Raw genomic sequence first — 23,788 nt, 5'->3', positions numbered from 1 at the left:
AATAAAGGTGATGCGATGAAAGTCATCATTTGCGGCGCGGGCCAGGTCGGCTGGCAGATCGCCAAACAACTCTCTTCCGAGAAAAACGACGTCACCGTCGTGGACAACAACCCGGCGCTGGTGCGCCGCGCGACCGACACATTGGACGTGCAAGGGATTGAAGGCTTCGCCTCCTATCCGGACGTCTTGGAGCGGGCGGGCGCGCGGGACGCCGATATGGTGATCGCTGCGACCTATTCCGACGAGGTCAATATGGTCACCTGTCAGGTGGCGCATTCGGTGTTCGGCGTGCCGCGCAAAATCGCGCGTCTGAGGGCGCAGAGCTATCTGACCGCGATCTATTCCGATCTCTACCGCCGCGATCACCTGCCGATCGATGTGGTGATCTCGCCCGAAAAAGAGGTGGCCGAGGCCGCGTTGCGGCGTTTGGCGGCCCCTGCGGCCTTTGACACGCAGGCCTTTCTGGCGGGCGGCGTACAGCTTATGGGTATCCTGCTCGAAGAGGACTGCCCGGTGCTCAACACCTCCCTGCGCGAGCTGTCGGATCTCTTCTCGACGCTCCGGGCCATCGTCGTCGGCGTGCGTCGCGAGGGGCGGTTGTTCGCCCCCGAACCCAATGATCAGCTCTTTGCCAAAGACGAGGTCTATGTTTTCGCCCATTCCGACGACCTGACCCGGACGCTGGAGATTTTCGGCAAAACCCATGCCAAACAGGACCGCGTGGTTATTCTGGGGGGCGGTAACGTCGGCCTCGCTGTGGCGCAGGCATTGGAGACCCGCACCGAGCGCGTGCGCGCCAAGATCATCGAGAAAGACCGCAAGACCGCCGAGAAAGCCGCCGACAGTCTGGAGCGCACGATTGTGCTCAATGGCGATGCGCTGGATCAGGAGCTTTTGGCAGAGGCGGGCATCACCCGCGCCGATGCCGCGCTGTGCGTGACGGATGACGACAAGGTCAACATGCTCGCCGCCGTGCGCGCGAAACAACGCGGCGCGAAGATGGCGATCTGTCTGGTGAACGACCCGACGCTGGTGCCGATCCTCAACGCGCTCGACATCGACGCCTATATCAACCCGCGCGCCACCACCGTGTCCTCGATCCTGCGCCACATCCGCCACGGGCGGGTGCGCAATGTCTATTCGGTGGGCGATGGCGAGGCGGAGGTGATCGAGGCGCAAGTGCTCTCGACCTCGCCGATCTCCGGCAAGCCGATCCGTGACATCGACTTCCCCGAAGGCGTGCTCGTCGGCGCGATCTCCAAGGGCGGCAAATACATCAAGCCGACCGGCGAAACCCGCATCGACGAGGGCGATGTGATCACCATCTTCTCGCTCCGGGACGACGTGCCCGAGGTCGAGCGTCTGTTGCAAGTGTCGATCGATTACTTCTGATGAACCGCTTCTCGCGCATGCCATTTTTTGTCCAGCTGATGCTGGTGAGCGGGGGCGCGATGCTGGTCCCGGCGATCTATGCCATGGTGCTGCGCGAATGGGACGATGCGCGGGCGTTCTTCTATGCGGCGGTGCTGTTTTCCTCGCTCGCGGGGTTCATCGCCATCGCCCGGTTTCGTCCCGAGGCGACCGAAGATCGCGAGAGCCTCAAGGACCGCGACCGGGAGGGGCGAAATCAGCTTTTGACCCTTTTGGGCACCTATACCGCGCTGCCGCTGATCCTGGCTGTGCCTTTCTCGGAGGCCACGAAAGACACCACCTATTTCAACGCCTATTTCGAGATGGTCTCGGCGCTCACCACCACCGGCGCGACGCTGTTTGACGATCCGGCGCGGCTGTCGCGGCCCGTGCATCTCTGGACCGCTCTGGTGGGCTGGCTGGGGGGGCTTTTTGCCTGGGTCACGGCGGTGGCGGTGCTGGCGCCTTTGAATCTTGGCGGCTTTGAGGTCATCTCCTCGCGCGGGGTCGGGCAAAGCGAAGTGCGCGCGTCTCAGATCACCCGTGTCGCCGCCGCGCCTGAGCGCCTTGCGCGGTTTACCGTCAAGCTGTTCCCGATCTATCTTGGCCTTACGCTGGCGCTGTGGTTTGCGCTCTCGATGATCGGCTCGAACCCCTATGTGGCGATCTGCCACGCCATGTCCGTGATGGCCACCTCCGGCATTTCGCCCGTCGGCGGGCTGACCGAGGCGGGCACCGGGTTTATCGGCGAAGTTCTGGTCTTTGCCTTCCTGTTCCTCGCGCTGTCGCGCAAGACCTTCACCGCCGATCAGGCCCGCACCGGCGCGCCGCCCCTCTGGCGCGACCCGGAGATGAAGATCGGCCTCGCGCTCATCATCGTCGTGCCGCTTTTGCTGTTCCTGCGCCATTGGGTGGCGGTGCTGGAGGTGTCCGGCGACTGGACCTTTACCCGGGCGCTGTCGTCTCTTTGGGGGGGCACTTTCATGGTGCTGTCCTTCCTCTCCACTGCGGGTTTCGAGAGCCTCGGCTGGGAGGAGGCGCGGCTCTGGTCCGGGCTTCAGGCGCCGGGGGTGTTGCTTATGGGGCTGGCGATTTTCGGCGGTGGCGTGGCGACCACGGCGGGCGGTGTCAAACTGCTCCGGCTCTACGCTCTGGTGCGCCACGGCGAACGCGAGATCGAAAAGCTGATCTCTCCCAACTCTGTGGGGGGCGCGGGCGCCAATGCCCGGCGCATCCGGCGCGAAGGCGCCTATGTGGCCTGGGTCTATTTCATGGTCTTCGCCTTCACCATTGCGGCCGTCATGATGCTTTTGTCCTTGTTCGGGCTGCATTTTCAGGAGGCGGCGGTGTTCACCATTTCCGCACTCACGACCACGGGACCTCTGGCCAATGTGGTGGGCGATGTGCCCTTGAGCTACGCGAGCCTTGGGGATGCGGAAAAGATGATCCTGGCGGCCACCATGGTGCTCGGGCGTCTCGAGATGTTGGCGATCATCGCGCTTTTGAACCCGGAATTCTGGCGGCGGTGATCCGCCCTTCCCGGAATGTTAGCGTCCCGAGTGACGTAAATTTGTGTCGTCTTTTCCATAGCCGCGACACAAGAGTGGGGAATTTCAGGCGCTTATCTTGACATTCGGGTGAATCTGCGGCGAGGTGTCCTCAAGTGCTGTCGCCCGAGGGACAGTTCGCATCATAAAGCGCAAGAAAAAGGCAAAGATCATGGCCGCCGACAAACAGAACCTCCAGGACGCCTTCCTCAATCACGTTCGCAAGACCAAAGTGCCCGTCACGATCTTTTTGATCAACGGCGTGAAACTTCAGGGTGTGATCACCTGGTTCGACAACTTCTGCGTCCTTCTGCGCCGCGACGGCCAATCGCAGCTCGTGTACAAACACGCGATCTCGACGATCATGCCGGCTCAGCCGATCAATCTTTACGACGGCGAAGAGGCGTAATTTCAGCCCTCTTGCAATCCGTCCAGTCAGATATAAGTGACGTTAAGACATATCGGCACCTGTCGTAGGACGGCGGGTGCTTTCTCGCGTTTAAAGGAGCGGCATTTGGCCGAACTATACGAACATGACGTGAAGCAGACCCGTGCCTGGGTGCTTCATCCCGACATCACCTCCGACCGGGACCGCCGCGAACCGCAGGCGGGGTTGGAGGAAGCCGTGGCGCTGGCCGCCGCTTTGCCCGATCTCGAAGTGGTCGGTTCCGAGATCGTGCGCTTGCCGAAAATCCAGCCCGGCTATCTTTTCGGCTCCGGCAAGATCGAAGAGCTGAAACAGCGGATCAAAGCCGCAGAGGTCGAACTTGTGCTGATCGACGGCCCGGTGACCCCGGTGCAGCAGCGCAATTTGGAAAAGGAATGGAAGGTCAAACTTCTCGACCGGACGGGACTTATCCTCGAAATCTTCTCTGATCGTGCGCGCACCCGCGAGGGCGTGTTGCAGGTCGAAATGGCGGCCCTCACTTACCAACGCACGCGATTGGTCCGCGCCTGGACCCACCTTGAGCGGCAACGCGGCGGTTTGGGCTTTGTCGGCGGTCCCGGCGAGACCCAGATCGAGGCCGACCGCCGTGCCATCGACGAACAGCTCGTGCGCCTGCGCCGTCAGTTGGAGAAGGTGGTGAAAACCCGCGAGCTGCATCGCGCCTCGCGTGCGAAAGTACCGTTCCCGATTGTCGCGCTGGTGGGCTACACCAACGCCGGGAAATCGACGTTTTTCAATACGGTGACGGGCGCCGATGTCTTCGCCAAAGACATGCTTTTTGCGACGCTCGACCCGACCATGCGCCAGCTGGTGATCGAAAACGCCCACGGTGGGGACCGCGAGATCATCCTGTCGGACACGGTGGGGTTCATCTCCAACCTGCCGACGCAACTCGTGGCCGCCTTCCGCGCGACGCTCGAAGAGGTGCTGGACGCCGATCTGATCCTCCACGTTCGCGACATCGCCGCCGAGGAGACCGAGGAACAGAAAGACGATGTTCTGAAAATTCTCTCCGATCTGGGCATCAAGGAAGACGCCCCGATGTTCGAGGTCTGGAACAAGATCGACCTTTTGGACCCTGAAGCCCACGCCGCCCGGATGGAGCGCGCGGGGCAGGAAGAGGGCATCTTCGCGATCTCCGCGGTGACGGGCGAGGGCGTGCCGCAGCTTTTGTCGGCGATTTCCGGGTTTTTCGAAGAAGACAAGATTGAACGCGATCTCGTCCTGCCCTATTCCGAGGGCAAGAAACGGGCCTGGCTCTTTGAGGAGGGTGTGGTCTTGAGCGAGGAGATGGCCGAGGACGGCTATCAGCTCAAGGTGCTCTGGACCCCGCGTCAGGAAAAGCAATTTCGGGAGATGTGAGATGAGCAAAGCGCAGGCAGCCAAGACGGCCAAATCCAAGACGGGCAAAGAGAAGTCTGGCAAGGCAAAACCGGCGACAAAGGCAGCGACGGATGGCAAGCCGCAGAAGCGTCTGTTCATGATGCTGTTCGAGGCCACGGCCGGCGCCAAAACCGGCCTGCGCATGGGCGGGCGTCACGCCATCATGGTCTTCATGGTCGCCAGCGAACAACGCCCGGCGATTGCCAAAGCCTTCAAGGGGCTTGAGGCCACTGGCTGGTCCGGCATGGAGATGAAAAAAGGCGAAGACATCACCGGGCGCCCGCGTCTGAAAGACAAGGCTTTGGACGCCTCGGCGCTGAAAGCCATGCAAAAGGGCGCGGCCTTTCTGGTCTACAAGGATGAGATCAAAGGCCAGGCGTGAGGTTCAGATAACCCGCGCCGGGTTCCCCACGACCCGCGCGCCCGGCGCCACGTCTTTGGTCACCACAGAGCCCGCCCCCACGATGGCGCCATCGCCAATTGTAACCCCCGGCAAGATGATCGCGGCTCCGCCGATCCAGACATCTTTGCCAATGGTGACGGGCAGGGCGCGTTCGATCAGCTGCCCGCGCAGCACCGGATCGCGGTGGTGATCGGCGCAGTAGATTTGTGTGCGCGGTCCGATCATCGTGTTTGCCCCGATCTCGACCCGCGCGCTGTCCAGAACGACACAGCCGACATTCAGAAAGGCGCCGTCGCCCAGAAAGAGGTTCTCGCCATACAACAGGTGAAACTGCCCCTCGATCCGCGCGGTCTCGGGCGCGGCCCCCAGCAAAGCGCGCAGCTCCGGGTGGATGTCGCCGCGCTCTGAGGGCAGCGCCATATTGTGGCGGTGAACTGCGTCAAAGACCTTTGTCCGGCGCGCATCTAAGTCGGGGTCCATGCAGCAATACCAGTCGCCCGCGCGCATTTTATCCCATTCTGAGGTCATTCCTCTGGCACCAGATGCGTGATGCCGACACCGGCGGCGCGCGCCAGCTCCGGGTCGAGGCTCATCGGCACATATTCGCCGCGCCGCCACAGCTCGCCCAGATCGTCATAGTGACGGCTCAAAGGATGGCCGGACTGGCCGGTGGCGGTGATGAAGACCGAACTGTCGGGATCGGCAAAGTCATAGACCCCGCGATAGGCCGCGCCATGGACGTTCGCGAAAGGCTCCGGCCCATCGCCCGCCGTCACGCCCCGCATCAGCGTGTTGTCGCCGCCGGAGGTCGATTGCCGGATGTTCACCACCCATTTCAGCAAAGGCACATCGCCCAGCACCGGATGATCGTGATGCGCCATATGGGCATCCCCCCAACGCAGGCTCTCAAGATTGGTTGAGTAATGCTCGCCGATCCACAAAAGCGCATCGTCCAGCGATTGCCGCGCGATGTCGGTACAGGTCTCGACCGGTGCCGATTGGATCACATCGCACCAGGCCGACGCACCGCCGATGTCGCGGTAAACACGCTCGATAAAGATCGGATCGACATGGGTGAACTCACGCGCCAGCGGCCCGATCTCGTCGCGGATCAAACGGTCCTGAAGCGCACGCATCCAGGCATAGTAAATCAGCGGCTCCGGCAGATGTTCGTTCATCTCGCCATTCCACTCGGCCAACAACGTCAGCGCACGTTGGCGTTGGCGCTCGGGCGTGCCTTCGGGCGCGGCCTCGCCGGTGAACCAGAGATCGGCGCCGACCAGCGGCAAGAGGTTGCGCGCGGCGGCGGAGACCACGTCGTTTTGCACTTCGATGAAACTGTCGCGGGTGTGGACCTCGCGCGATTGCATCAGGCGCTGCCAGCGCTGAATGCGTTGGGTGTCGCCCCAATGGTAGGACAGGTGGTCGGGGAAGGGGGCATCCACCGTCTTGTTGTTGGTGTTGCCGATGATGCCGTCTCGCGCGGCGGTGAAGAGTGGCAGATCGTCGAAATCGCGCCAGCCCTGCCAACGGTCGGCCTCAAGCCATCCGGGCGAGGGGATGCGGCCTTTGGATTGATGCAGCGCATCGCGCAGCGGCGCGCGCCCGATGACCTTCATCTGCACCCGGTCGGGGTCCGCCATGGCGAGGTTGAGCGCGGGGGCGGCGAAATCGCGGGCGGCGACCATGGCCTGCGTCAGCGTCGTCGCGTGGTTGAGCGCAATCACCGCCGACATCGAGCGATCATCGGGCACAAGCGCGGTCCAGGCCACAGAGACCAGATGCCCCGGCGGGGTGATCGTGTCGACGTCAAAGGCGGTTTTGGGCAGGATCGGGCCGTTCTCGGACCACTCGAGCGTCAAGGTGACCGGGTCTGCGTCCTTGATCTGGACAATCGAGGGGCGGCTGCGCAGCGGTTTGTAGCCCTCGGGCGTCAGAACCTCGCCCGGCGCCTCGGGGTTTTGTTTCTCGATGTAGAGATCGGCGTCATCGACATAGGCCGCCGTGATGCCCCAGCCGAAACTCTCATGTCGGCCCGAAACGATGGCGGGAACGCCCGGGACAGAGGCGCCGATCACGCCGCCGGTGCTCAGTTGCAGCCGCGCCAGATACCAGGCGCCGGGGGCGGAGAAATTCAGATGCGGGTCATTGGCCAAAAGCGTGGCGCCGGTGGCCGAACGCCCCGGTCCTGCGGCCCAGACGTTGGAAGCGCCCGCAAGGCCGGATTTCGGGAAAGGCGACAGGGCATATTGCGTGCCAGAGGGGGCCACGCCCGGCTGCGCCTCGGGGAAAAGCGCGGCGTAGGACGGCAAAAGTCCAAGCCCCGTCCCGGGTGCGTCCGGCATGAGATCGCGCAGGCGCTCTTGCGGCAACAACAGAGAGGCTCGCGCCCGCAGCACTTCGTTCGGGATTTGATCCGAGAGCTGCACGGCGACGAGTTTCAGAATCGCGATGGAATCGGCGGGCTGCCAATAGGCGATCTCGGAGGGGAAGAGAAAGAACTCCGGCGCGCCGCGTCCCAATGCGCCCTCGTTCACCTCTTTGATCCAGGCGTTCACCCCGCGGGCATAGGCCTCGAGCGCGGCGGTGGCCTCGGGGCTTTGCACCTGCGCGGATTGCCGCGCGGCCTCGTAAAGGCCGAGACGCCGCATCAACTCATCGGTCTTCAAAGTGCGCTCGCCGAACATCTCCGACAACCGGCCTTGGGCTGTGCGCCGCAGAAGCATCATCTGGAACAACCGGTCCTGCGCATGGGCGAACCCCAACCCGTAATAGACATCCTCATCCGTGGCGCCGAAAATATGCGGCACGTTGGCGTTGTCGCGCGCGATTTCCACCGGCGCGCTGATGTCCGCGACCTCATAGTCGGCGTTGTAATCGGGCAAAGAGCGCGCGGCGAGCCAATAGGTCAGCCAGATCGCCAGAACGGTCAAAAGAACGAGACCTGAGACGATCTTGAGCAGCAAAGAGAAAATCCGGGCCATGAGGGGGCGGTCCTGTCAGATGTGCGCGAATGCATGTTGACGCCGCGCCGCGAGCGGCTACGGTTTCGGCCGTTAAACCACATCGACGCGCGAGGGAAAAGCCATGGTGCAACACGGAACAAAAGCTGCATTTTTGGGGCTTGGGGTCATGGGATACCCGATGGCGGGGCATCTCGCCGCGAAAGGCCATGCGGTGACGGTCTACAACCGCACCACCGCGAAAGCCGAAAGCTGGGCCAAAGAGCACGGTGGCGGATTTGCCGTGACCCCGCGCGAGGCGGCAGAGGGGGCCGAGTTCGTGATGGCCTGTGTTGGCAATGACGACGACCTACGCGCTGTCTGCCTCGGTCCCGACGGGGCGTTTGCGGGCATGAAGCCCGGCGCGATCTTTGTCGATCACACCACCGTTTCGGCTAAAGTGACCCGCGAGCTGGCCGTACACGCCGCAGAGGCCGGGATCGGCTATGTCGACGCACCTGTGTCGGGCGGGCAGGCAGGCGCTGAAAACGGCGTGCTCTCCGTCATGTGCGGCGGCGCAGAGGGCGATTACGCCAAGGCCGAGCCGGTGATGGCCGCCTACGGCAAGATCGTCAAACGTCTGGGCGAGGTCGGCATGGGGCAGACCGCCAAGATGTGCAACCAGATCTGCATCGCGGGGCTGGTGCAAGGGCTCTCCGAGGCGCTTCTGCTCGCGGAAAAATCCGGCCTCGATGGCGAGGCTTTGGTCGATGTGATCTCCGGCGGCGCGGCGGGAAGCTGGCAAATGGTCAACCGCCACAAGACCATGCTGGCGGGTGAGTATGAACACGGCTTTGCCGTCGATTGGATGCGCAAGGATCTGGCGATCTGTCTTGAGGCGGGCGAGGACACCGGCACGCCCTTGCCGGTCACGGCGCTGGTCGATCAGTTCTACAAGGATGTGCAGAGCATGGGCGGCGGGCGTTGGGACACCTCAAGCCTCATGGCGCGGCTCAAGGCTTTTGGCTGAGCTCTGAATGAGTATTTTCGGCAGCAAAGGAAACAGCGTCCGAAAAGAGCGGGGTGAGGTTTCCTTTGCTGTCTAAATACTCAAGCGGCTCTTTCCCTGAGCGCGTCGGCTCTGTTATAAGGCCTTTCGATCAAAAGGACGCGTAGACTCATGGCTGGTGACAAAAAGAAACCCGGGGCGACATCGGGACGCGGCGCGCGGGATTTGCGCGTCAAGGTGAAGTCGGCGCGGGGGCGCAAGCTGTCTTCGACGCTTTGGCTCGAACGACAGCTCAACGATCCCTATGTGAAACGTGCCCGTGACGAGGGCTATCGGGGCCGCGCGGCCTTTAAAATCATGGAGATCGACGACAAGTTCCGCTTTCTCGTGCCCGGCGCGCGGGTGGTCGATCTCGGCTGTGCGCCCGGCGGTTGGTGTCAGGTGGCGGTGAAGCGGGTGAACGCTTTGGGCGAGAAGTCCGGCAAAAAGATCGGCACCATTTTAGGTGTCGATTTGCAGGAGGTCGAGCCGATCGCAGGGACCGAGATTCACCAGCTCGATTTCATGGAAGACGATGCGGATCAAAAGGTGAAGGATTGGCTCGGCGGTGAGGCCGATGTGGTGATGTCCGACATGGCGGCGGCCTCGTCGGGTCACAAACAGACGGATCACCTGCGCATCATGGCGCTCTGCGAGGCGGCGGCCTATCTGGCTTTTGATGTGCTGTCTCCGGGCGGAACTTTCGTGGCCAAGGTTTTGGCGGGCGGCGCCGAGGGGGATTTGCAGAAACTCCTCAAGCAGAAATTCGAGAAGGTGCAGCATTTCAAACCGCCCTCGTCGCGCTCTGACAGTTCCGAGAAATTCGTCGTCGCGACAGGGTTCCGCGGCTGATGGAGCTGCGGCTGGGCTGTGGGGCGCTGAAACTGCGCTTTGAGGCTGAGGTCGGCAATATTCACAGTCTTATGCTCAACGGTCGCGAGATTTTCCACACGGCGCATTGGGTCGGTACGCCTTTGGCGGCTGAGGCTTCGAGCGTGGTGGATGCGCATCTGGCGGGGGATTTTCTGGCCGCGCCTTTTGGTACCTCTGATGTTGTAGAAGACCCGCCGCATGGCTGGACGGCCAATTCGACGTGGCGTCTGATGTCGCGTGCGGAGAATGACGATCTTGCCCGGATGAAGCTGGTGTTGGAGCGGCCAGTGATGGGCGCGCAGATCACCAAGGAGATCATGCTCTATGCCGATCAGCCGGTGCTGTATCAGCGTCATGAGATCACGGGTGGGTCAAAAGAAGAGGGCGCGGGGCTCACCTTTGCGCATCACCCGATGCTCCGCGTCTCCCCCGGCGATTTGATTGCAAGTTCACCAAAACGTGCGGCGCTGACCTCGGACGCGCCGTTGGAAGCGGCGCATATTTTGGCCTATCCGGGGCGCAGCACCGATGTGACGCAATTCCCGTCGCGGGATGGGGGCAGGGTGGATTTGAGCCACTATCCGCATCACACGGGGCACGAGGATTTCGTCACGCTGGTCGAAGAGGACGTGGATGGTCTCGGCTGGACCGCCGTGTCGCGGGCGCGGGAGCGCGACATCGTGGTGTTTGTCAAAGACAGCCGTGTCATGCCCATCACCATGCTCTGGATGTCGAACGGCGGGCGTGACTATGCGCCTTGGGACGGGCGGCATGACGGCGTTTTGGGCGTCGAGGATGGCTGTGCGGCAGGGGCCGAGGGACACAGGGCTGCGCTTGGCGACAATGCCGTGGCGCGGGAGGGCGTGAGGACCGTGCTTACGTTGGAAGAGGGCCGCACTCATGTGTTGTGTCATGCCACGGTGGTGCTGGAGCAGCCCGAGGGTTGGCAGGGCGTTGAGGCTATCTCCTTCGAAGATCACGAGATGATCGTCGCGGGGCAAAACGGCGAAATCCTGCGCGTGCCTTTCGAGACCTCTCATTTCTTTATCTGAAATATACCTTTCTGATCCAGATCAACGTCACGGCAATTTGACGCCCTGTAACGTGCCGGACATCCGCACGCGCCTTTAGCCTCAGATGGAGACCATCAGCCATGCGTTTGACGATCCGAACCAACCTCGCCATGCGCGTGCTCATGGCCTGTGCCGTGAACGAGGGCCATATGGTGCGCCGTGCGGGCATCGCCAAGGTCGCGAATGCCTCGGAAAACCATCTGGCGCAGGTCGTGCATCTTTTGGCCAATGAAGGTTATATCGAGACCACGCGCGGACGGGCGGGCGGCATCGTTTTGGCGCGCAAACCCGACGAGATCACCATCGGTCAGGTGTTTCGGCATTTCGAGGCGCATGTGCCCTTTGCCGAATGTTTCGCGGCGCATGACAACACCTGCCCGCTTCAGGCTGTGTGTCGTTTGCGTCTGGCGCTGTCGGCGGCTCTGGAAGCCTTTTACAAGGTGCTCGACGATATGACGCTGGCCGATCTGGTGGCGGACAATGCGGGGCTTGAGGCGCTGTTGAACCTGCCGCACCCGGATATGATGATGCCGCAGGAGGGCTGTAACGGCACGGGGCTGAACTGAGATTTACGACCTGCCGCCTCTGAGGTGCGGCTGGTCCGGTTCCTTGAGCGCGAGGATCATGAGCGCGGCAAGTCCCAGGCAAATCGGCACGGCAGAGAGCGCCAGCGCGTGGTTGCCGCCCGTGAGGTCCAAAAGCCAGCCGACCAGCGGTTGAAACACCAAGGCCGCGCCGATCCCGATCATGTTCACGAAAGCGGTGACCGTACCGACCGTACTTTGATCCTGGCCCTCTTTCGCCATGGCAAAGGTCAGCATCTGCGCGCCGCAAAACAGTCCACCGAGGAAGAGCGCAGCGGAGATCAGCACCATGTTGCTGCTGCCCCCCAATATGACCCAGCCCCAGAACAGCGTGGCCGCCACAGCGCCCGCGAAAACGATCCATTTGCGATGTCCCAAAGCGTCCGAGACAGCGCCCCAAAGCACCGATCCTGCCGCCATGCCCCAGAACACCATGGAGACGGCGGTCTCGGCGGAGACGGCAGAAAGGGCGTGATCGGCGATCAGCTCTTCGTTGCCCCAAAGCCCGCCATAGACGTTGATCGGCATGTAGATCAGCGCGCCCACGAGGGACAAAAGCCAGACCTGCGGGCTTTTGATCACCTGTTTCAAAGGCCCGATCGGATTGGGATGGGTGTCGGTGTCGCCCGCCGAGGGCGCTTCGCGGTAGAAGAACAATGCGAGCACGAAAAGCGTGCCGCCGGTGATCCCGATGCCGATGAAGGACGGGCGCCAGCCTGCGGTCTCTGTGAGAGAGGTGAGCCAGACGACGCCAATCGCGGTGCCCAACATGCCGACCGCATTGACGAGGCCCGACAGCAAGGCAAACCGCGCGGGCGCGAACCAATGATTCACCACGTACAGCGCGCCGACAAAGGCGAAAGACGCGCCGAGGCCGGTCATCAACCGCCCGAGGGAGGCGATCACCACATTGGGCGCAAGGCCCATGAGCGCCATCCCGCCGGCGCAGAACGCAATGGCCGGAACCACAAAGCGCCGCGCCCCCCAGCGGTCGAGCAACAGCCCGACCACGATCTGCATCGGGGCGTAAACCCAGAAAAACAGAGAGGAAAATACGCCGAGACCTGCTTTGGTCAGATCAAGATCCTGCGTGATCGCCGTGGTCGCGGTGGAGGGCGCAATGCGGGAGATGAATTCGAAGAGGAAAAACAACGTCGCCAGCGCAAAGGCCGCGGGGGCTTTCCAGCTTGTGCTTTGTCTTGTGCTCCGTCCTGTGCTCCGTGGTGTGTCGGTCATGCGCGCCTCTCCTGTGTCACACATGTGTTTGGGATATTGTGCGGAGGGGCGCAAGGGGGAGGCTCTTGTCATATGCATCGAATGTCAGGTTGGAGCCCATACTGCCAGATGCTGCGGTGGCCACCAATGTCCGCAAATAGGATTATGGTAACGTGTTGAACTGTTACTGCAACGCGATGTAGAAATTGACAGGTTCCATTTACAGGTCGGGATTGCCGACCAGAATCCATGAAAAAAGAAATTAATGCACCGACTGAGGTTGTTGCCAATTTTGATAACTGGCAATCGCCTAGGAGAGGTGCAGCAAATCCTGAAAATCAAACGAACGTAGTATGGTCTTGGCTCGCAAAAACAAGAGCCTGGCCCAAGGCGGCGCAGGAGGCTGCGGGTGCCGGTGAAAAGAAATCACCAGGTTGGTGTTTTGATCGCTTCGGACAGTCTGAAACTGAACTCGCGGACGGGTCCGTGGTTTACATCGGCGGAGAGCACGAGGATCACTACGATCCGGACTTCTTCATTTACAATGATGTCGTGGTATTACGGCCAGACGGGTCATCCGAATTCTACGGTTATCCGACCGAGGTTTTCCCGCCAGCCGATTTCCACAGCGCAACGCTTTTCGGCGATGAAATCTTCATCGTTGGAGGATTGCGCTATCCTGACGAACGCGACCAGAGCGATACGCTTGTTTTTCGTTTGCAGCTTTCCGATTTCTCGATCCACTTGGTGGAATCTTGCGGGAATGCTCCATCTTGGCTGTATGACCACACTGCCGAACTCGACAATGCCCGGCAAACGATAGTGTGTTCAGGGGGACAGGTCACTCATGAACCCACGGGTCGGACTGTAGAGAACTTAACGACATGGGAATTCGATCTATCGACGAACACGTGGTCATCCTTAGAAACCAAGCCGTTTCAAAGGTGGATATTGGTCCGGGAGGATGAGGGTTACAATGAGTTATGGGGTATTGAGCAGGTTGCCCGTGCGAGTCAGTCGACAAGAATAGATGACTTTGCAGAGAAATATCGAACAGATTTTGCTGCAAGAGGTCACGAAGTTGATGCCGAACTGTTTGAAGCGCGATTTACACCGCCGCTTCCCCACACACCAATTGAAGCGACCGACCGCTACGGCGACGATTACCGTGTACACCGATTTTTGGTTGAAGGTGTCGTCGTGCGGATATTCGAAGATATGCATGAAATCGTGGTAAATGTTGAAGGGGAACTGTCGCCAGATTTGTTAGCATCGCTTGAGCGTTTCGGGCTGGAAACCTACAGCGCTATTGAAGGTGTGCCTTACAAATCAATTCGTTTGTGATCCTAGCAATCGCTTCGGAAACACCAAAGCAGACATTGAATGAGAAACAGTGGACGGCAGCTCCGCCCGCCTATGAGTCTTTCCCAATTCGCGCAAAACCATCTCCAAACTTCGCCCCTTTACCTTCCCCCCAGATGCGCCATCCCCTCGATCCAGTCGAACATCGTGTTCAGTGCATCGGGCGCGTAGGCGTATCGGCCTTCGAGCAAAAAACGGGCGACAGCAACGCGCGACCAATCGCTGGACAATTGCCAGTTATACTCCGGGGCTTTCAAAAGCCCGTGCGTCGCATGGGGAAACACAACGATGCGGGCGGGGATGCGGGTGCGGTCGGGGCGACTGCCGAGAGTTTCACGGAAAATCTCCGGGTTTCGGACGGGATCGACGTTCAAATCCTCCGCGCCCCAGAGCGCCAGTAGGGGGATGTCCAGCGTTGAGAGGGCCTCTCTAGCGTCTGCGCCTCGGTTCAGGCGGATGAATTGCCACCGGTCGGGGGACATGCCGTCTGGCCTGTTGTCCGGCGTTGCATTTGGGCCAAAGAGGCGGTCGTCTTCGATCTCTTGCGCGGCGAGCGTGGCCGTGATGGCCTCTGGGTCATAGCCTTCGCGCGTCAGTCGCACGGCGGTGTAATAGTCGCCCTGATCCTGCCAGGAGACCGCCGCGCCGATGGTCACCAGAAAATCCACATCTGTACGCGTCAGGCCCGGGAGGACCCAGCCCGCCTGAGAAAAACCGAGGGCGCCGACTGGGGTGCCTTGGAACCGCTCTTTGAGAACCGCAAGAACCGCGCGGGTCTCCGCTGTCCGGTCCGGCATGGTTTGCCGCAACCAGTTGCCCTCGCTTTCGCCAACACCCGGCTTGTCCCAGGACGCGACGGCAAAGCCCCGGTCGAGAAAGGCATTGATCAGGGGCGCGTAGCCGCCCGAGGACGTCCGATCCTGCGCGCCGTCGCCATGCACGAGCGCCACCACCGCAATGGGCGTGTCGTCGGGCAGCCAAATCGTTCCCGCGATGCGCGCGCCTGAGACCGTGACAAAGACCGTCTCGCTGGGGTGGCGCGCCAGATCGTGATCGCCCAGCCGCCAGATCACGACACAAACCAAGAGGGCCACAAACCCGACCGCCCCCAATACCCATCGCTTCATTTGAAATCCGTTACCTTTGTCACCATCTACGCTCTGTACCTATGGAGCGTGTTTAATGAGTACAATATTCCAAACCGAGCCCTTCACTGTGGAACAAGGTGTCAAACCGCAGCATCGTGCGCAGGCGGCGCAAGGATATTGGCGCGCTTTCTCGCGAAAGCTGCGCTATCCTCTGGGGCCCGAGAAAAAGGCCGTCGCCTTTCTTGAGCGCGTCATGGACCCGAGCCACGCGATGTCCGCCGTGTCCAAAGACGGTGCGTTTCTCGGCATGGCGGGGTTCAAATCGCCTCAGGGCGCGCTTGTCGGAGGGGACATGCGGGATATGGCGCGTGTCTATGGCTGGATCGGCGGGAGTGTTCGGGGCGCATTGCTCCATGTTCTGGAGCGCACATGCGACGGCGATACGCTCTTGATGGACGGGATTTTCGTGGAACCGGAGGCGCGGGGCCAGGGTGTGGGGACCGCGCTTTTGAACGCGATAGAGGTCTATTGCGCCCGTCAGGGGCTGCGCCAGATCAGGCTCGATGTCATCGACACCAATCCGCGGGCGCGCGCGCTTTATGAACGGCTGGGATTTGCGGAACGTTCTGTCTTGTCGCTGGGTCCGTTGCGGTCTGTCTTTGGGTTTTCCTCTGCGACCGAAATGACGAAAGCCATCGTGCGCTGAGGGGGCATGGGGCACTTTGGCGATGATCAAAGCGCCTGTGCAGGATTTTTGCTTTACCTTTTCGGCGGAAAAGCCATCCTCGGCTCAACTGGAGGACCCGCTATGAAATTCACACGTTTTGGCCCCAAAGGGGCGGAAAAGCCCGGTTTGATCGACGCCAAGGGCCGGCTGCGCGATCTGTCGGATCATTTGGACGACCTGTCGGGCGATGTTTTGACGCGGCTCCGCGAGTTCAACCGGCTCGACATCGAGACGCTGCCCTTGATCACCGAAGAGGTGCGGTTGGGGCCTTGTGTCGGCGGCACGGGCAAATTCATCTGCATCGGGCTCAATTTTGCGGATCATGCCGAGGAGAGCGGGATGGAATTGCCGAAAGAGCCGGTGATTTTCGCGAAATATACCTCTGCGATTTGTGGGCCGAACGATCCGATCCTGATTCCGCGCGGGGCGGAAATGGTCGATTGGGAAGTCGAATTGGGGCTGGTGATTGGCAAGCCCGCGAAATACGTCAGCGAAGACAAGGCGTTGGAGCATCTGGTGGGCTATTGCCTCGTGAACGACGTCTCCGAGCGCGGGTTTCAACTCGAGCGCGCTGGGCAGTGGTCGAAGGGCAAGTCCTCGGACAATTTCGGCCCCGTCGGCCCGTGGCTGGCGACGCCTGACGAGATCAAAGACCCGGACGCTCTGGCGATGTGGTGTGACGTGAACGGCGAACGCATGCAGGATGGGACGACCGCGACGATGATTTTCAAACCGGCCTTCCTGATTTCCTATCTGTCGCAGTTTTTCACGCTTTATCCCGGCGACATCATCTCGACCGGCACGCCCGCCGGTGTCGGCATGGGCAAGGTGCCGCCGCGCTATCTCAAGGACGGCGATGTGGTCGAGCTGGGCATTGAGGGCCTCGGCACCCAGCGACAGCTCTGTGTGGCGGACGGTTAGGAGCCTGGCTGAAGCTGCAGGTTGCCGATTGAGAATTGGCAACTTGCGCCGTGGTGATAGGTGCATCCGGGGCCTTGATCGAGATCGAAACTGCCCTGTGTGGCGCTTTGGGCGTTGGGCCTGAGCGCGATCAGGCATTGGGTCGTCTCGTAGTCGTCGTCCATGATGACATAATTCCCGAGCTGATCCTGCATCAGCGTGCCGGTCATCTGGCCAAGACAGTTATGGGTGCCGACGGTCAATTCGACCCGGTTGCCCGTCAGCTGAAAGCTGACGTGATAGCCGTCGCTGCCCGCCCGGTAGGTGCCGGAGTAGAGCTGGAGCGGCGGCTCCTGCGCCGACAGGGGCAGGGGGATGCTGACAAGAGCGAGGCAAAGGGCTTTGAACAGGTCGGTCATGCGTAAAATCCATTGAAGAGGCAGATCAATGGAAAAAGCTTACGACAAAACCGCGTAGCTTCGATCAGAAAATCAAAGCTCCACGCCCTTTTGCGCCTTCACCCCGTCCTTGAACGGGTGTTTGACCAGCGTCATCTCGGTCACTAGATCGGCGGCCTCGATCAATTCGGGCTTGGCGTTGCGGCCGGTGAGGCAGACGTGGGTCATCTCCGGCTTTTGGGTCAAAAGGAAATCGACCACCTCGTCGATGTCGAGATAATCGTAGCGCAGCGCGATATTGATTTCGTCCAAGAGGACGAATTGGATCTCCGGGTCGAGGATCTGTTCCTTGGCGATGCGCCAGCCGTTTTGCGCCGCCGCCACATCGCGGTCACGGTCTTGAGTTTCCCAAGTAAAGCCCTCGCCGGAGACGAAAAACCGCACTTCGTCAGAGAACCGCTCGCGCAAGAGGGTCTTTTCGCCGGTCTCCCAGCTGCCTTTGATGAATTGCACGACGGCGGCGGGCATGCCGTGGCCGATGCAGCGCATGATCATGCCGAAGCCGGACGAGGATTTGCCCTTGCCATTGCCGGTGTGCACCATGATGAGACCTTTTTCCTCGGTCTTCGTCGCCATCAACTTGTCCCGCGCGGCTTTGATTTTGCGCATTTTTTCATTGTGGCGGGCGGTGATGTCGTCGGGGGAGGGTGCATCGGTCATGGCGTTTCCTGACAGTTTTTGTTTCTGCCGGGAAACTGGCAGCCAAAGAGAGAGCTGTAAACAGGGAAAGGCGCAAAACCGGGGGCTTCGTCCAGGATTTCAACCATGACAGGGCATCTGGATGTTCTGATCAACAATGGGGCAATGTGGCTGGCAAGCAGCGGTGCCTCCTATGCGGCCTGCCCAATGCTGCGTTGCAGACCGTATCTGATCCCTTCTTCGTGGCAAAGTGGAGTGAGTTTAGGATTTATGGACCCCATAAAATAAGGGTTTTTCTACTGATTTCTGGGAGGAATGGGTATCATCGGCAGTCGAAGGTGGCATAGGAAAATGGCATAGGTGTCGAAGGAGCCTGAGGAAAATATTTCGACCACTGACGGCACATCGCTGCTCTGCGTCGTGTCCTGTCTTCTAAGTGTTGTGAACAGTTAAGTGTCGTGAACAGTGATGGGGGCCGTTTTCAGAATAGAAGACTGAGAAAACTCCAGACGAGTTTATATTCCACGAACGCTCACCGTCCGAAATCTCGCTCAAACGTTAAAGCTGTCTGCAAACCTGGTGCGATGAAGGTCTTCCGCGGTTGCCATCCAGTCAATAAAGTTTTGGCTCGTTTCCGACAGAGGGGATTTCGCGGTGACGAAATAGGAGGTGCCGAGATCGACCTCGCCCTCCGGCCACATCCGCAAAGACCCGTCGCGCAGCGCGCCATCTGCGATGGATTTCCAGCCAAGCATGAGCCCCTGACCGGCCTGCACGGCCTGAACCGCCTGCACATAATTGTTGAAACTTTGCCCTGAGAGCCTCTCGCGAGAGATGCCTTTTGCACGGAAGTAATCCTCCCACCCGGCCCAATGGCTGTTGTGCAGGCTGCGGACATGGATGAGCGGCGCGCGGTCGAGGCCGATGCCCTCGGCTTGTAGGCGCTCCAGAAAGGCGGGGGCTGCCACCGGGCAGACGCGTTCGTCAAAGAGCTTTTGCGTGACGCCCTCGCGCCAGCCGCCGGTGCCGTAGCGGATCGCGATGTCGATGCCGGGCGCCAGATGGGGCAGGTCGGTTGCGGGCGCCTGCACGTTGACGGTGATTTCGGGAAAGCGCGCGTAGAAATCCGGCAGACGCGGCATTAGCCAATAGGTCGCCATGCCCAGCGTGCAGGAAATGGTGATCTGATTTCCGGCCTGTCCGGTGAGGCTGCGGATGTCTTCAAGCGCCGCCGAGATTTGTCCCAATCCGTCGCGCACCGCACGGGCGAGAATCTCCCCGGCCTCGGTCAGTCCGGCGGGGCGGCGGGTGCGGTCGATCAGCGGCGCGCCGACATGGGATTCGAGCGCCTTGAGCGCCTGGCTCACCGCCGGTTGCGTGACGTTCAACAGGGTGGCGGCCTGTTGCATCGAGCCGTGGCGGGCGACGGCTTCGAACGTGGTGAGCAGGCGGAGCGGGGGGAGGCGGTCCATATCATTACCATTTGCTTATATTAAATTAAGACTAAACGCGCTGTTCGGATTTGAAAAGCCGTGAGATGGTTTGGGTCAGAAACCCTCCCTAATCCACTCGAAAACGCTGAGAAATCACATGAATGTCATGAACGCACCCATCGCCGCCCCGGTTCTCAAAGAGCAGGGTTTGGATGTCATCCTGTCCGACGGCCAGCCGCATTACTTTAACTACTACTGGCTGCGCGACAATTGCCCCAGCTCGTTCAATAGCTCCACCCGCGAGCGCAGCTTTGACATTTTCCACCTCGACGACGCGCCGACGCCGAAGGCCGCCGAGATCGTCGGGGATGCGCTTGAGATCGTCTGGTCAGGTGAGGATCACGTCACGTTCTTTCCGCTGAGCTGGCTTGAGACCTACGCCATCGCAGGCCCGCGCAAAGACCCGGCGGATTTGCCGCGCGAGGCTTGGTATGGTGATCACTTTCCGAAGGTGCCGCGCTTCAGCCAGCCGGAGCTGATGGCCGACCCGGAGGTGCGCCGCAAATGGATCGAGGCGATGCTGGTCGAAGGCTTTGTGATCCTCACCGACATGCCCGACAGCAACGAGGCGCTGACGGAGACCGCCAATTTGATCGGCCAAGTGCGCCCGACTTTCTTTGGCGATTATTTCGACGTAAAAACCTATATCAACCCGACCAACACGGCCTATACCTCCGCCGCGCTGGAGTTGCACACCGACACGCCAGCCGAGGAACATGCTCCGGGCGTTCAATTCCTGCATTGCCGCGCCAATACGGTGCAGGGCGGCGAGAGCCTCTATGCCGATGGCGTCGCCGTGGCCAATGATTTCCGCCAACGCGACCCGGAGGGGTTCAAGCTGCTCTCCGAGGTTTCCATTCCCTTTTATTGCGAGCATGATGACTATGACATGCGGTCGCGTCAGACGGTGATCGAACTGGATCAGCATGGCGAAGTCTCCGGCCTGACGATCAGCCAGCACATGCTCGACATCATCGACCTGGATCAGGCGTTGCTCGACCGTTATTACCCGGCCTTCTGCCGCTTCGGGCGGATGTTGCAGGAAGAGAAATACATGATGCGGTTCCTGATGAAGTCCGGCGAATGCATGGTGTTCGACAACCACCGCATCGTGCACGGGCGTGCGGCCTATTCGGCGACCAGCGGTGATCGCTATCTGCGTGGCTGCTACACGGACCGCGCCGAGATGCGGTCGACCTATCGCGCGCTTGTCAGCGAAGGGCGGTTCAAGGCATGAACACCCACGTTTCTCCCGATCAAACGCTCGTTGATCCTGTCGCGTTGCGGCAGGATCTGGCGGATGCCTTCCGGATTTGCCACCAGCTGGGCTGGAGCGAATCCGTCGGCAATCATTTCAGCGCAGCGGCCTCTGACGACGGGGCGCGGTTTCTTTTGAACCCGCGCTGGCAGCATTTCGCGACGATCAAGCCCGAAGACCTGTTGCTGCTCGACAGCCATGATCCAAGTGTTCTGGAGGGGCCGAACGCGCCCGATGCCTCGGCCTGGTGCGTCCATGGCACGCTGCATCGGCGCAAACCGGAGGCGAAGGTGTTGTTGCACTGCCATTCGCCCTATGCCACCGCGCTGGCTTGTCTCAAGGACCCCACCGTCGTGCCCATCGACAACAACACTGCGCGGTTCTATGGGCGCACGGCCTATGACCTCGATTTCGGCGGCATCGCCGATGCGGAAGAAGAGGGCGAGCGGCTGGCGGAGCGTCTGGGCGACAAATCGGTTCTGGTGATGGGCAACCATGGGGTGACCATCGTGGGTGACACTGTGGCGGATGCCTTTGAGGATCTGTATTTCTTCGAGAAAGCCGCGCAGACGCTCATTCTGGCGCGCTCGACCGGGCAACCTTTGGCGGTGCTTTCGGACACGGTGGCGCAGAATACCGCCGATGGTTGGGTCGCCTATCGTGGCATGGCCCAACGCCATTTCGAGTATCTGAGATCGCAACTTCCGCCGCTTTAGTCCCTCTGCGGCACCTGTCTTAAAGTCAGATGTTTTGATCTCGATAGACTGCTCCCGATGCGCTATGCCTCGGGGGCGTCTTTTTATGTCAGGAGAGCTGCCATCAAACGTTTTCCCTCTATCCAGGCGCTGCGCGTTCTTGAAAGCGTCGTGCGCAACGGGGCGCTGTGGCGTGCGGCCTCTGAACTGAATGTCACACGCAGCGCCGTCAGCCATCAGCTTCGTCTCATGGAGCGGGATCTGGGCTTCAAGATCGTCGAACGCAGCGGCAACCGCACCGAGATCACGCCACGTGCGCGTGCCTATGCCGAGGATGTGCGCCGGGCACTCAATATCATTGCAAGCTCCACCGCGCGGGTGTCGCAAGACCGGCTGAACGGGCGGCTGTCCGTGAGTGCGCCGCCGGGCTTTGCCGCCGCCTGGTTGTGCCTCAACATGGGGGATTTTCTGGCCGCAAACCCGGAAGTCATTCTCAATGTCGTCAGCAGCCATCAGCTCGCGGATACCAGCAACCCGGAGGTCGATACCTTCATCACCTTTGGTCATGAACCGCGCGCCCATGTGGCGGCTGAGCCTTTGTTGTCGGTCGAATTCACGCCGCTGTGCAGCCCGGCTTATCTCAGCCGATACAAGTCGTTCAACGATCCGAACATCCTCACACGGGCGACGCTTTTGCATATGCATGACTTCACCGATTGGGAAAACTGGATGCAATTGTCGGGCATGCCGATGGAAAATGCGCATCGCGGCATTTGCTATTCTGACATGAACATCGTGCATACGGCGGTGATCGCGGGCGAAGGAATCGCGATTGGCGATACGGTGCTTTGGGCGTCGGATCTGCGCGAAGGGCGATTGATGCGACCCTTTGCACAATCTTTGCACTCTGATACCGGCTATTTCCTCTGTACGCCGGAGGAAAATCTCGAAAATCCGCTCGTGGTCGAATTCCATAACTGGTTGAAAACACGTCTGGAAGTGAGCCGGATTGGCCCGGATTTTAGACCGTGACAAATTTTGTTTGTCACGCGGAACAAGAAGTTTCATTTGCAGTTTGGCAAGCCACCTCGCACCCTCGGGGCATAACGCACAGACTGAGAAAGCGAGACGATTGTGGCAAACACAACGCAGATCGAAGCCCATTCCGTTGGAAAAATGTTCGGGGATTTCCACGCTTTACGTGACGTGTCCTTGGACGTCAAGGAGGGCGAATTCCTCTCTCTTCTTGGGCCATCTGGCTCAGGGAAGACCACGTTTCTGACAATGCTCGGCGGTTATCAGAACCTGACCTCGGGCAAATTGTTCCTTGAGGGGCAGGACATGACCAACTGGTCGGCCAAACAACGCGGGTTTGGCATGGTGTTTCAGGGCTACGCCTTGTTTCCGCATCTGAGCGTGGCCGAAAACATCGCCTTTCCACTCAAGGTCAAGAAATGGTCCAAGGCACAGATGGCGGATCGCGTCGATCAGATGATCGAAATGGTCGGCCTCTCGGGCCACGCCCACAAGAAACCCAAGGCACTTTCGGGCGGTCAGCAACAGCGCGTCGCTCTGGCGCGCGCGCTGGCCTATGAACCGAAGGTGCTGTTGCTCGATGAGCCTTTTTCAGCGCTCGACAAGAACCTGCGCGGCCAGATGCAAGAAGAGCTGCGGCGGCTGCACCGGGATCTGGGTACGACCTTCGTTTTCGTGACCCACGATCAGGAGGAGGCGCTGGCGCTCTCGACCCATGTGGCGATCTTCAACCAAGGCGCGCTGCAACAGATCGGCACGCCGACCGAGGTCTATGAGCATCCCGCGAACCGCTTCACGGCGGAATTTCTGGGCGACATCAATATCATGTCGCTGGACGCCGAGAAGGGTGGGGTTGCCGGGACGAAGATTGACCTGCCTGCCAATGCCTCTGCTTTCGACCATATCGCGCTGCGTCCCGAACACATGCGGCTTGCGGGTGAGACGGACGTCAACAAACTGCCGGTGACGGTGCGCGACATGGTCTATCTCGGTTCGAAATCCCGTCTCGTGCTTGAGACCAAGGCGGGCGAAGAGTTGATGTTCTACATCGACAACGGCCCCGGCCTGCCGCCGCCCGATCTGGGCGCGGGGCTTCAGGTCGCCTGGGACACCGGCGACAGTTTCGCCCTTTGACACATCCTACCGCATGCCTTCTCAAGAGCCGCAACACGGGCGCTCGACAGAGAAGCCCTGCGCAATAACCACA

23 protein-coding genes are annotated in these 23,788 nt (G+C 60.6%); 16 read left to right on the top strand and 7 right to left on the bottom strand.

Going from position 1 to position 23,788, the window contains the following annotated elements; translation table 11 throughout:
* Positions 1-15: 15 nt before the first annotated feature.
* The 5 genes from trkA (at position 16) to HCZ23_RS04840 (ending at position 5,170) form a co-directional block, all read left to right on the top strand.
* A complete protein-coding gene (gene trkA / locus HCZ23_RS04860; RefSeq protein WP_167600577.1) occupies positions 16-1,392 on the top strand; it encodes a Trk system potassium transporter TrkA in 1,377 nt (458 codons plus the stop codon).
* A 17-nt stretch (positions 1,393-1,409) separates the two neighbouring features.
* The gene (locus HCZ23_RS04855) at positions 1,410-2,939 is read left to right on the top strand and encodes a TrkH family potassium uptake protein (protein WP_254869933.1); all 1,530 of its coding nucleotides are present in this window, start codon (positions 1,410-1,412) and stop codon (positions 2,937-2,939) included.
* Between the two features lie 190 nt (positions 2,940-3,129).
* Complete coding sequence (hfq, locus tag HCZ23_RS04850) at positions 3,130-3,366, top strand: RNA chaperone Hfq (RefSeq protein ID WP_066603845.1); 237 nt, start codon at positions 3,130-3,132, stop codon at positions 3,364-3,366.
* A 105-nt stretch (positions 3,367-3,471) separates the two neighbouring features.
* Positions 3,472-4,767 carry a GTPase HflX gene (hflX, locus tag HCZ23_RS04845; RefSeq protein WP_167600575.1) on the top strand — a complete coding sequence of 432 codons (1,296 nt, stop codon included), beginning with the start codon at positions 3,472-3,474 and terminating at the stop codon, positions 4,765-4,767.
* 1 nt (position 4,768) lies between these two features.
* Positions 4,769-5,170, top strand: coding sequence for a hypothetical protein (locus HCZ23_RS04840; protein WP_167600574.1), 402 nt, complete (start codon positions 4,769-4,771; stop codon positions 5,168-5,170).
* Positions 5,171-5,173: 3 nt separating this feature from the next.
* Here HCZ23_RS04840 and HCZ23_RS04835 read toward each other — a convergent pair whose 3' ends face one another.
* On the bottom strand, positions 5,174-5,719 hold the full coding sequence (locus HCZ23_RS04835) for a sugar O-acetyltransferase (RefSeq protein ID WP_167600573.1): 546 nt from the start codon (positions 5,717-5,719) through the stop codon (positions 5,174-5,176).
* Positions 5,716-8,175 carry a penicillin acylase family protein gene (locus tag HCZ23_RS04830; RefSeq protein WP_167600572.1) on the bottom strand — a complete coding sequence of 820 codons (2,460 nt, stop codon included), beginning with the start codon at positions 8,173-8,175 and terminating at the stop codon, positions 5,716-5,718. Before HCZ23_RS04830 ends, HCZ23_RS04835 begins: the two co-directional genes overlap by 4 nt.
* Positions 8,176-8,278: 103 nt before the next feature.
* Between HCZ23_RS04830 and HCZ23_RS04825 the strand changes: the two genes are divergently transcribed.
* The 4 genes from HCZ23_RS04825 (at position 8,279) to HCZ23_RS04810 (ending at position 11,693) form a co-directional block, all read left to right on the top strand.
* Positions 8,279-9,163, top strand: a complete 885-nt coding sequence (locus tag HCZ23_RS04825) for an NAD(P)-dependent oxidoreductase (protein ID WP_167600571.1) — start codon at positions 8,279-8,281, stop codon at positions 9,161-9,163.
* Between the two features lie 150 nt (positions 9,164-9,313).
* Positions 9,314-10,033 carry an RlmE family RNA methyltransferase gene (locus HCZ23_RS04820; protein ID WP_167600570.1) on the top strand — a complete coding sequence of 240 codons (720 nt, stop codon included), beginning with the start codon at positions 9,314-9,316 and terminating at the stop codon, positions 10,031-10,033.
* A complete protein-coding gene (locus HCZ23_RS04815) occupies positions 10,033-11,106 on the top strand; it encodes a hypothetical protein (protein WP_167600569.1) in 1,074 nt (357 codons plus the stop codon). The genes HCZ23_RS04820 and HCZ23_RS04815 overlap by 1 nt, the downstream gene beginning before the upstream one ends.
* A gap of 101 nt (positions 11,107-11,207) precedes the next feature.
* Positions 11,208-11,693 (top strand): Rrf2 family transcriptional regulator, encoded by a 486-nt coding sequence (locus HCZ23_RS04810; RefSeq protein WP_167600568.1) that lies wholly within the window; start codon positions 11,208-11,210, stop codon positions 11,691-11,693.
* 3 nt (positions 11,694-11,696) lie between these two features.
* Here the strand turns inward: HCZ23_RS04810 and HCZ23_RS04805 are convergent, their stop codons facing one another.
* Complete coding sequence (locus HCZ23_RS04805; RefSeq protein ID WP_167600567.1) at positions 11,697-12,947, bottom strand: MFS transporter; 1,251 nt, start codon at positions 12,945-12,947, stop codon at positions 11,697-11,699.
* Positions 12,948-13,175: 228 nt separating this feature from the next.
* Between HCZ23_RS04805 and HCZ23_RS04800 the strand changes: the two genes are divergently transcribed.
* Positions 13,176-14,270 carry a hypothetical protein gene (locus HCZ23_RS04800; RefSeq protein ID WP_167600566.1) on the top strand — a complete coding sequence of 365 codons (1,095 nt, stop codon included), beginning with the start codon at positions 13,176-13,178 and terminating at the stop codon, positions 14,268-14,270.
* Between the two features lie 119 nt (positions 14,271-14,389).
* Here HCZ23_RS04800 and HCZ23_RS04795 read toward each other — a convergent pair whose 3' ends face one another.
* Entirely contained in the window at positions 14,390-15,415 is a 1,026-nt protein-coding gene (locus HCZ23_RS04795) for an alpha/beta hydrolase (RefSeq protein ID WP_167600565.1), read from the bottom strand.
* A 55-nt stretch (positions 15,416-15,470) separates the two neighbouring features.
* Between HCZ23_RS04795 and HCZ23_RS04790 the strand changes: the two genes are divergently transcribed.
* Both HCZ23_RS04790 and HCZ23_RS04785 read left to right on the top strand, forming a co-directional pair.
* The gene (locus HCZ23_RS04790) at positions 15,471-16,082 is read left to right on the top strand and encodes a GNAT family N-acetyltransferase (protein ID WP_167600564.1); all 612 of its coding nucleotides are present in this window, start codon (positions 15,471-15,473) and stop codon (positions 16,080-16,082) included.
* A gap of 102 nt (positions 16,083-16,184) precedes the next feature.
* Positions 16,185-17,024 carry a fumarylacetoacetate hydrolase family protein gene (locus HCZ23_RS04785; RefSeq protein WP_167600563.1) on the top strand — a complete coding sequence of 280 codons (840 nt, stop codon included), beginning with the start codon at positions 16,185-16,187 and terminating at the stop codon, positions 17,022-17,024.
* Here the strand turns inward: HCZ23_RS04785 and HCZ23_RS04780 are convergent.
* From HCZ23_RS04780 to HCZ23_RS04770, 3 genes are all read right to left on the bottom strand, one after another.
* Positions 17,021-17,422 (bottom strand): hypothetical protein, encoded by a 402-nt coding sequence (locus HCZ23_RS04780; RefSeq protein ID WP_167600562.1) that lies wholly within the window; start codon positions 17,420-17,422, stop codon positions 17,021-17,023. The two genes, HCZ23_RS04785 and HCZ23_RS04780, sit on opposite strands and share 4 nt — an antisense overlap.
* Positions 17,423-17,494: 72 nt before the next feature.
* Entirely contained in the window at positions 17,495-18,121 is a 627-nt protein-coding gene (gene cobO, locus HCZ23_RS04775; RefSeq protein ID WP_167600561.1) for a cob(I)yrinic acid a,c-diamide adenosyltransferase, read from the bottom strand.
* A 530-nt stretch (positions 18,122-18,651) separates the two neighbouring features.
* Positions 18,652-19,572 (bottom strand): LysR substrate-binding domain-containing protein, encoded by a 921-nt coding sequence (locus HCZ23_RS04770; protein ID WP_167600560.1) that lies wholly within the window; start codon positions 19,570-19,572, stop codon positions 18,652-18,654.
* Between the two features lie 127 nt (positions 19,573-19,699).
* On the opposite strand from HCZ23_RS04770, the gene HCZ23_RS04765 reads away from it, so the two are divergent.
* The 4 genes from HCZ23_RS04765 to HCZ23_RS04750 all read left to right on the top strand — a co-directional run bounded on the left by HCZ23_RS04765 (position 19,700) and on the right by HCZ23_RS04750 (position 23,715).
* Positions 19,700-20,830 (top strand): TauD/TfdA family dioxygenase, encoded by a 1,131-nt coding sequence (locus HCZ23_RS04765; protein WP_254869931.1) that lies wholly within the window; start codon positions 19,700-19,702, stop codon positions 20,828-20,830.
* The gene (locus HCZ23_RS04760; RefSeq protein WP_167600558.1) at positions 20,827-21,567 is read left to right on the top strand and encodes a class II aldolase/adducin family protein; all 741 of its coding nucleotides are present in this window, start codon (positions 20,827-20,829) and stop codon (positions 21,565-21,567) included. The genes HCZ23_RS04765 and HCZ23_RS04760 overlap by 4 nt, the downstream gene beginning before the upstream one ends.
* Positions 21,568-21,624: 57 nt before the next feature.
* Positions 21,625-22,578, top strand: a complete 954-nt coding sequence (locus tag HCZ23_RS04755) for a LysR substrate-binding domain-containing protein (protein ID WP_167600557.1) — start codon at positions 21,625-21,627, stop codon at positions 22,576-22,578.
* 102 nt (positions 22,579-22,680) lie between these two features.
* Positions 22,681-23,715 (top strand): ABC transporter ATP-binding protein, encoded by a 1,035-nt coding sequence (locus HCZ23_RS04750; protein ID WP_368487295.1) that lies wholly within the window; start codon positions 22,681-22,683, stop codon positions 23,713-23,715.
* Positions 23,716-23,788 lie beyond the last annotated feature (73 nt).

This window comes from Celeribacter sp. HF31 (assembly GCF_011806455.1).
Taxonomy (GTDB): domain Bacteria; phylum Pseudomonadota; class Alphaproteobacteria; order Rhodobacterales; family Rhodobacteraceae; genus Celeribacter.
This window is presented reverse-complemented; position numbering and strand designations above follow the sequence as displayed.

What these genes read in the sequence shown, in the direction of transcription:
- trkA (WP_167600577.1), top strand. Translation starts at nt 16, where the DNA reads ATGAAAGTCATCATTTGCGGCGCGGGCCAGGTCGGCTGGCAGATCGCC.
- HCZ23_RS04855 (WP_254869933.1), top strand. Translation starts at nt 1,410, where the DNA reads ATGCCATTTTTTGTCCAGCTGATGCTGGTGAGCGGGGGCGCGATGCTG.
- hfq (WP_066603845.1), top strand. Translation starts at nt 3,130, where the DNA reads ATGGCCGCCGACAAACAGAACCTCCAGGACGCCTTCCTCAATCACGTT.
- HCZ23_RS04840 (WP_167600574.1), top strand. Translation starts at nt 4,769, where the DNA reads ATGAGCAAAGCGCAGGCAGCCAAGACGGCCAAATCCAAGACGGGCAAA.
- HCZ23_RS04835 (WP_167600573.1), bottom strand. Translation starts at nt 5,719, where the DNA reads ATGACCTCAGAATGGGATAAAATGCGCGCGGGCGACTGGTATTGCTGC.
- HCZ23_RS04830 (WP_167600572.1), bottom strand. Translation starts at nt 8,175, where the DNA reads ATGGCCCGGATTTTCTCTTTGCTGCTCAAGATCGTCTCAGGTCTCGTT.
- HCZ23_RS04825 (WP_167600571.1), top strand. Translation starts at nt 8,279, where the DNA reads ATGGTGCAACACGGAACAAAAGCTGCATTTTTGGGGCTTGGGGTCATG.
- HCZ23_RS04820 (WP_167600570.1), top strand. Translation starts at nt 9,314, where the DNA reads ATGGCTGGTGACAAAAAGAAACCCGGGGCGACATCGGGACGCGGCGCG.
- HCZ23_RS04815 (WP_167600569.1), top strand. Translation starts at nt 10,033, where the DNA reads ATGGAGCTGCGGCTGGGCTGTGGGGCGCTGAAACTGCGCTTTGAGGCT.
- HCZ23_RS04810 (WP_167600568.1), top strand. Translation starts at nt 11,208, where the DNA reads ATGCGTTTGACGATCCGAACCAACCTCGCCATGCGCGTGCTCATGGCC.
- HCZ23_RS04805 (WP_167600567.1), bottom strand. Translation starts at nt 12,947, where the DNA reads ATGACCGACACACCACGGAGCACAGGACGGAGCACAAGACAAAGCACA.
- HCZ23_RS04800 (WP_167600566.1), top strand. Translation starts at nt 13,176, where the DNA reads ATGAAAAAAGAAATTAATGCACCGACTGAGGTTGTTGCCAATTTTGAT.
- HCZ23_RS04795 (WP_167600565.1), bottom strand. Translation starts at nt 15,415, where the DNA reads ATGAAGCGATGGGTATTGGGGGCGGTCGGGTTTGTGGCCCTCTTGGTT.
- HCZ23_RS04790 (WP_167600564.1), top strand. Translation starts at nt 15,471, where the DNA reads ATGAGTACAATATTCCAAACCGAGCCCTTCACTGTGGAACAAGGTGTC.
- HCZ23_RS04785 (WP_167600563.1), top strand. Translation starts at nt 16,185, where the DNA reads ATGAAATTCACACGTTTTGGCCCCAAAGGGGCGGAAAAGCCCGGTTTG.
- HCZ23_RS04780 (WP_167600562.1), bottom strand. Translation starts at nt 17,422, where the DNA reads ATGACCGACCTGTTCAAAGCCCTTTGCCTCGCTCTTGTCAGCATCCCC.
- cobO (WP_167600561.1), bottom strand. Translation starts at nt 18,121, where the DNA reads ATGACCGATGCACCCTCCCCCGACGACATCACCGCCCGCCACAATGAA.
- HCZ23_RS04770 (WP_167600560.1), bottom strand. Translation starts at nt 19,572, where the DNA reads ATGGACCGCCTCCCCCCGCTCCGCCTGCTCACCACGTTCGAAGCCGTC.
- HCZ23_RS04765 (WP_254869931.1), top strand. Translation starts at nt 19,700, where the DNA reads ATGAACGCACCCATCGCCGCCCCGGTTCTCAAAGAGCAGGGTTTGGAT.
- HCZ23_RS04760 (WP_167600558.1), top strand. Translation starts at nt 20,827, where the DNA reads ATGAACACCCACGTTTCTCCCGATCAAACGCTCGTTGATCCTGTCGCG.
- HCZ23_RS04755 (WP_167600557.1), top strand. Translation starts at nt 21,625, where the DNA reads ATGCGCTATGCCTCGGGGGCGTCTTTTTATGTCAGGAGAGCTGCCATC.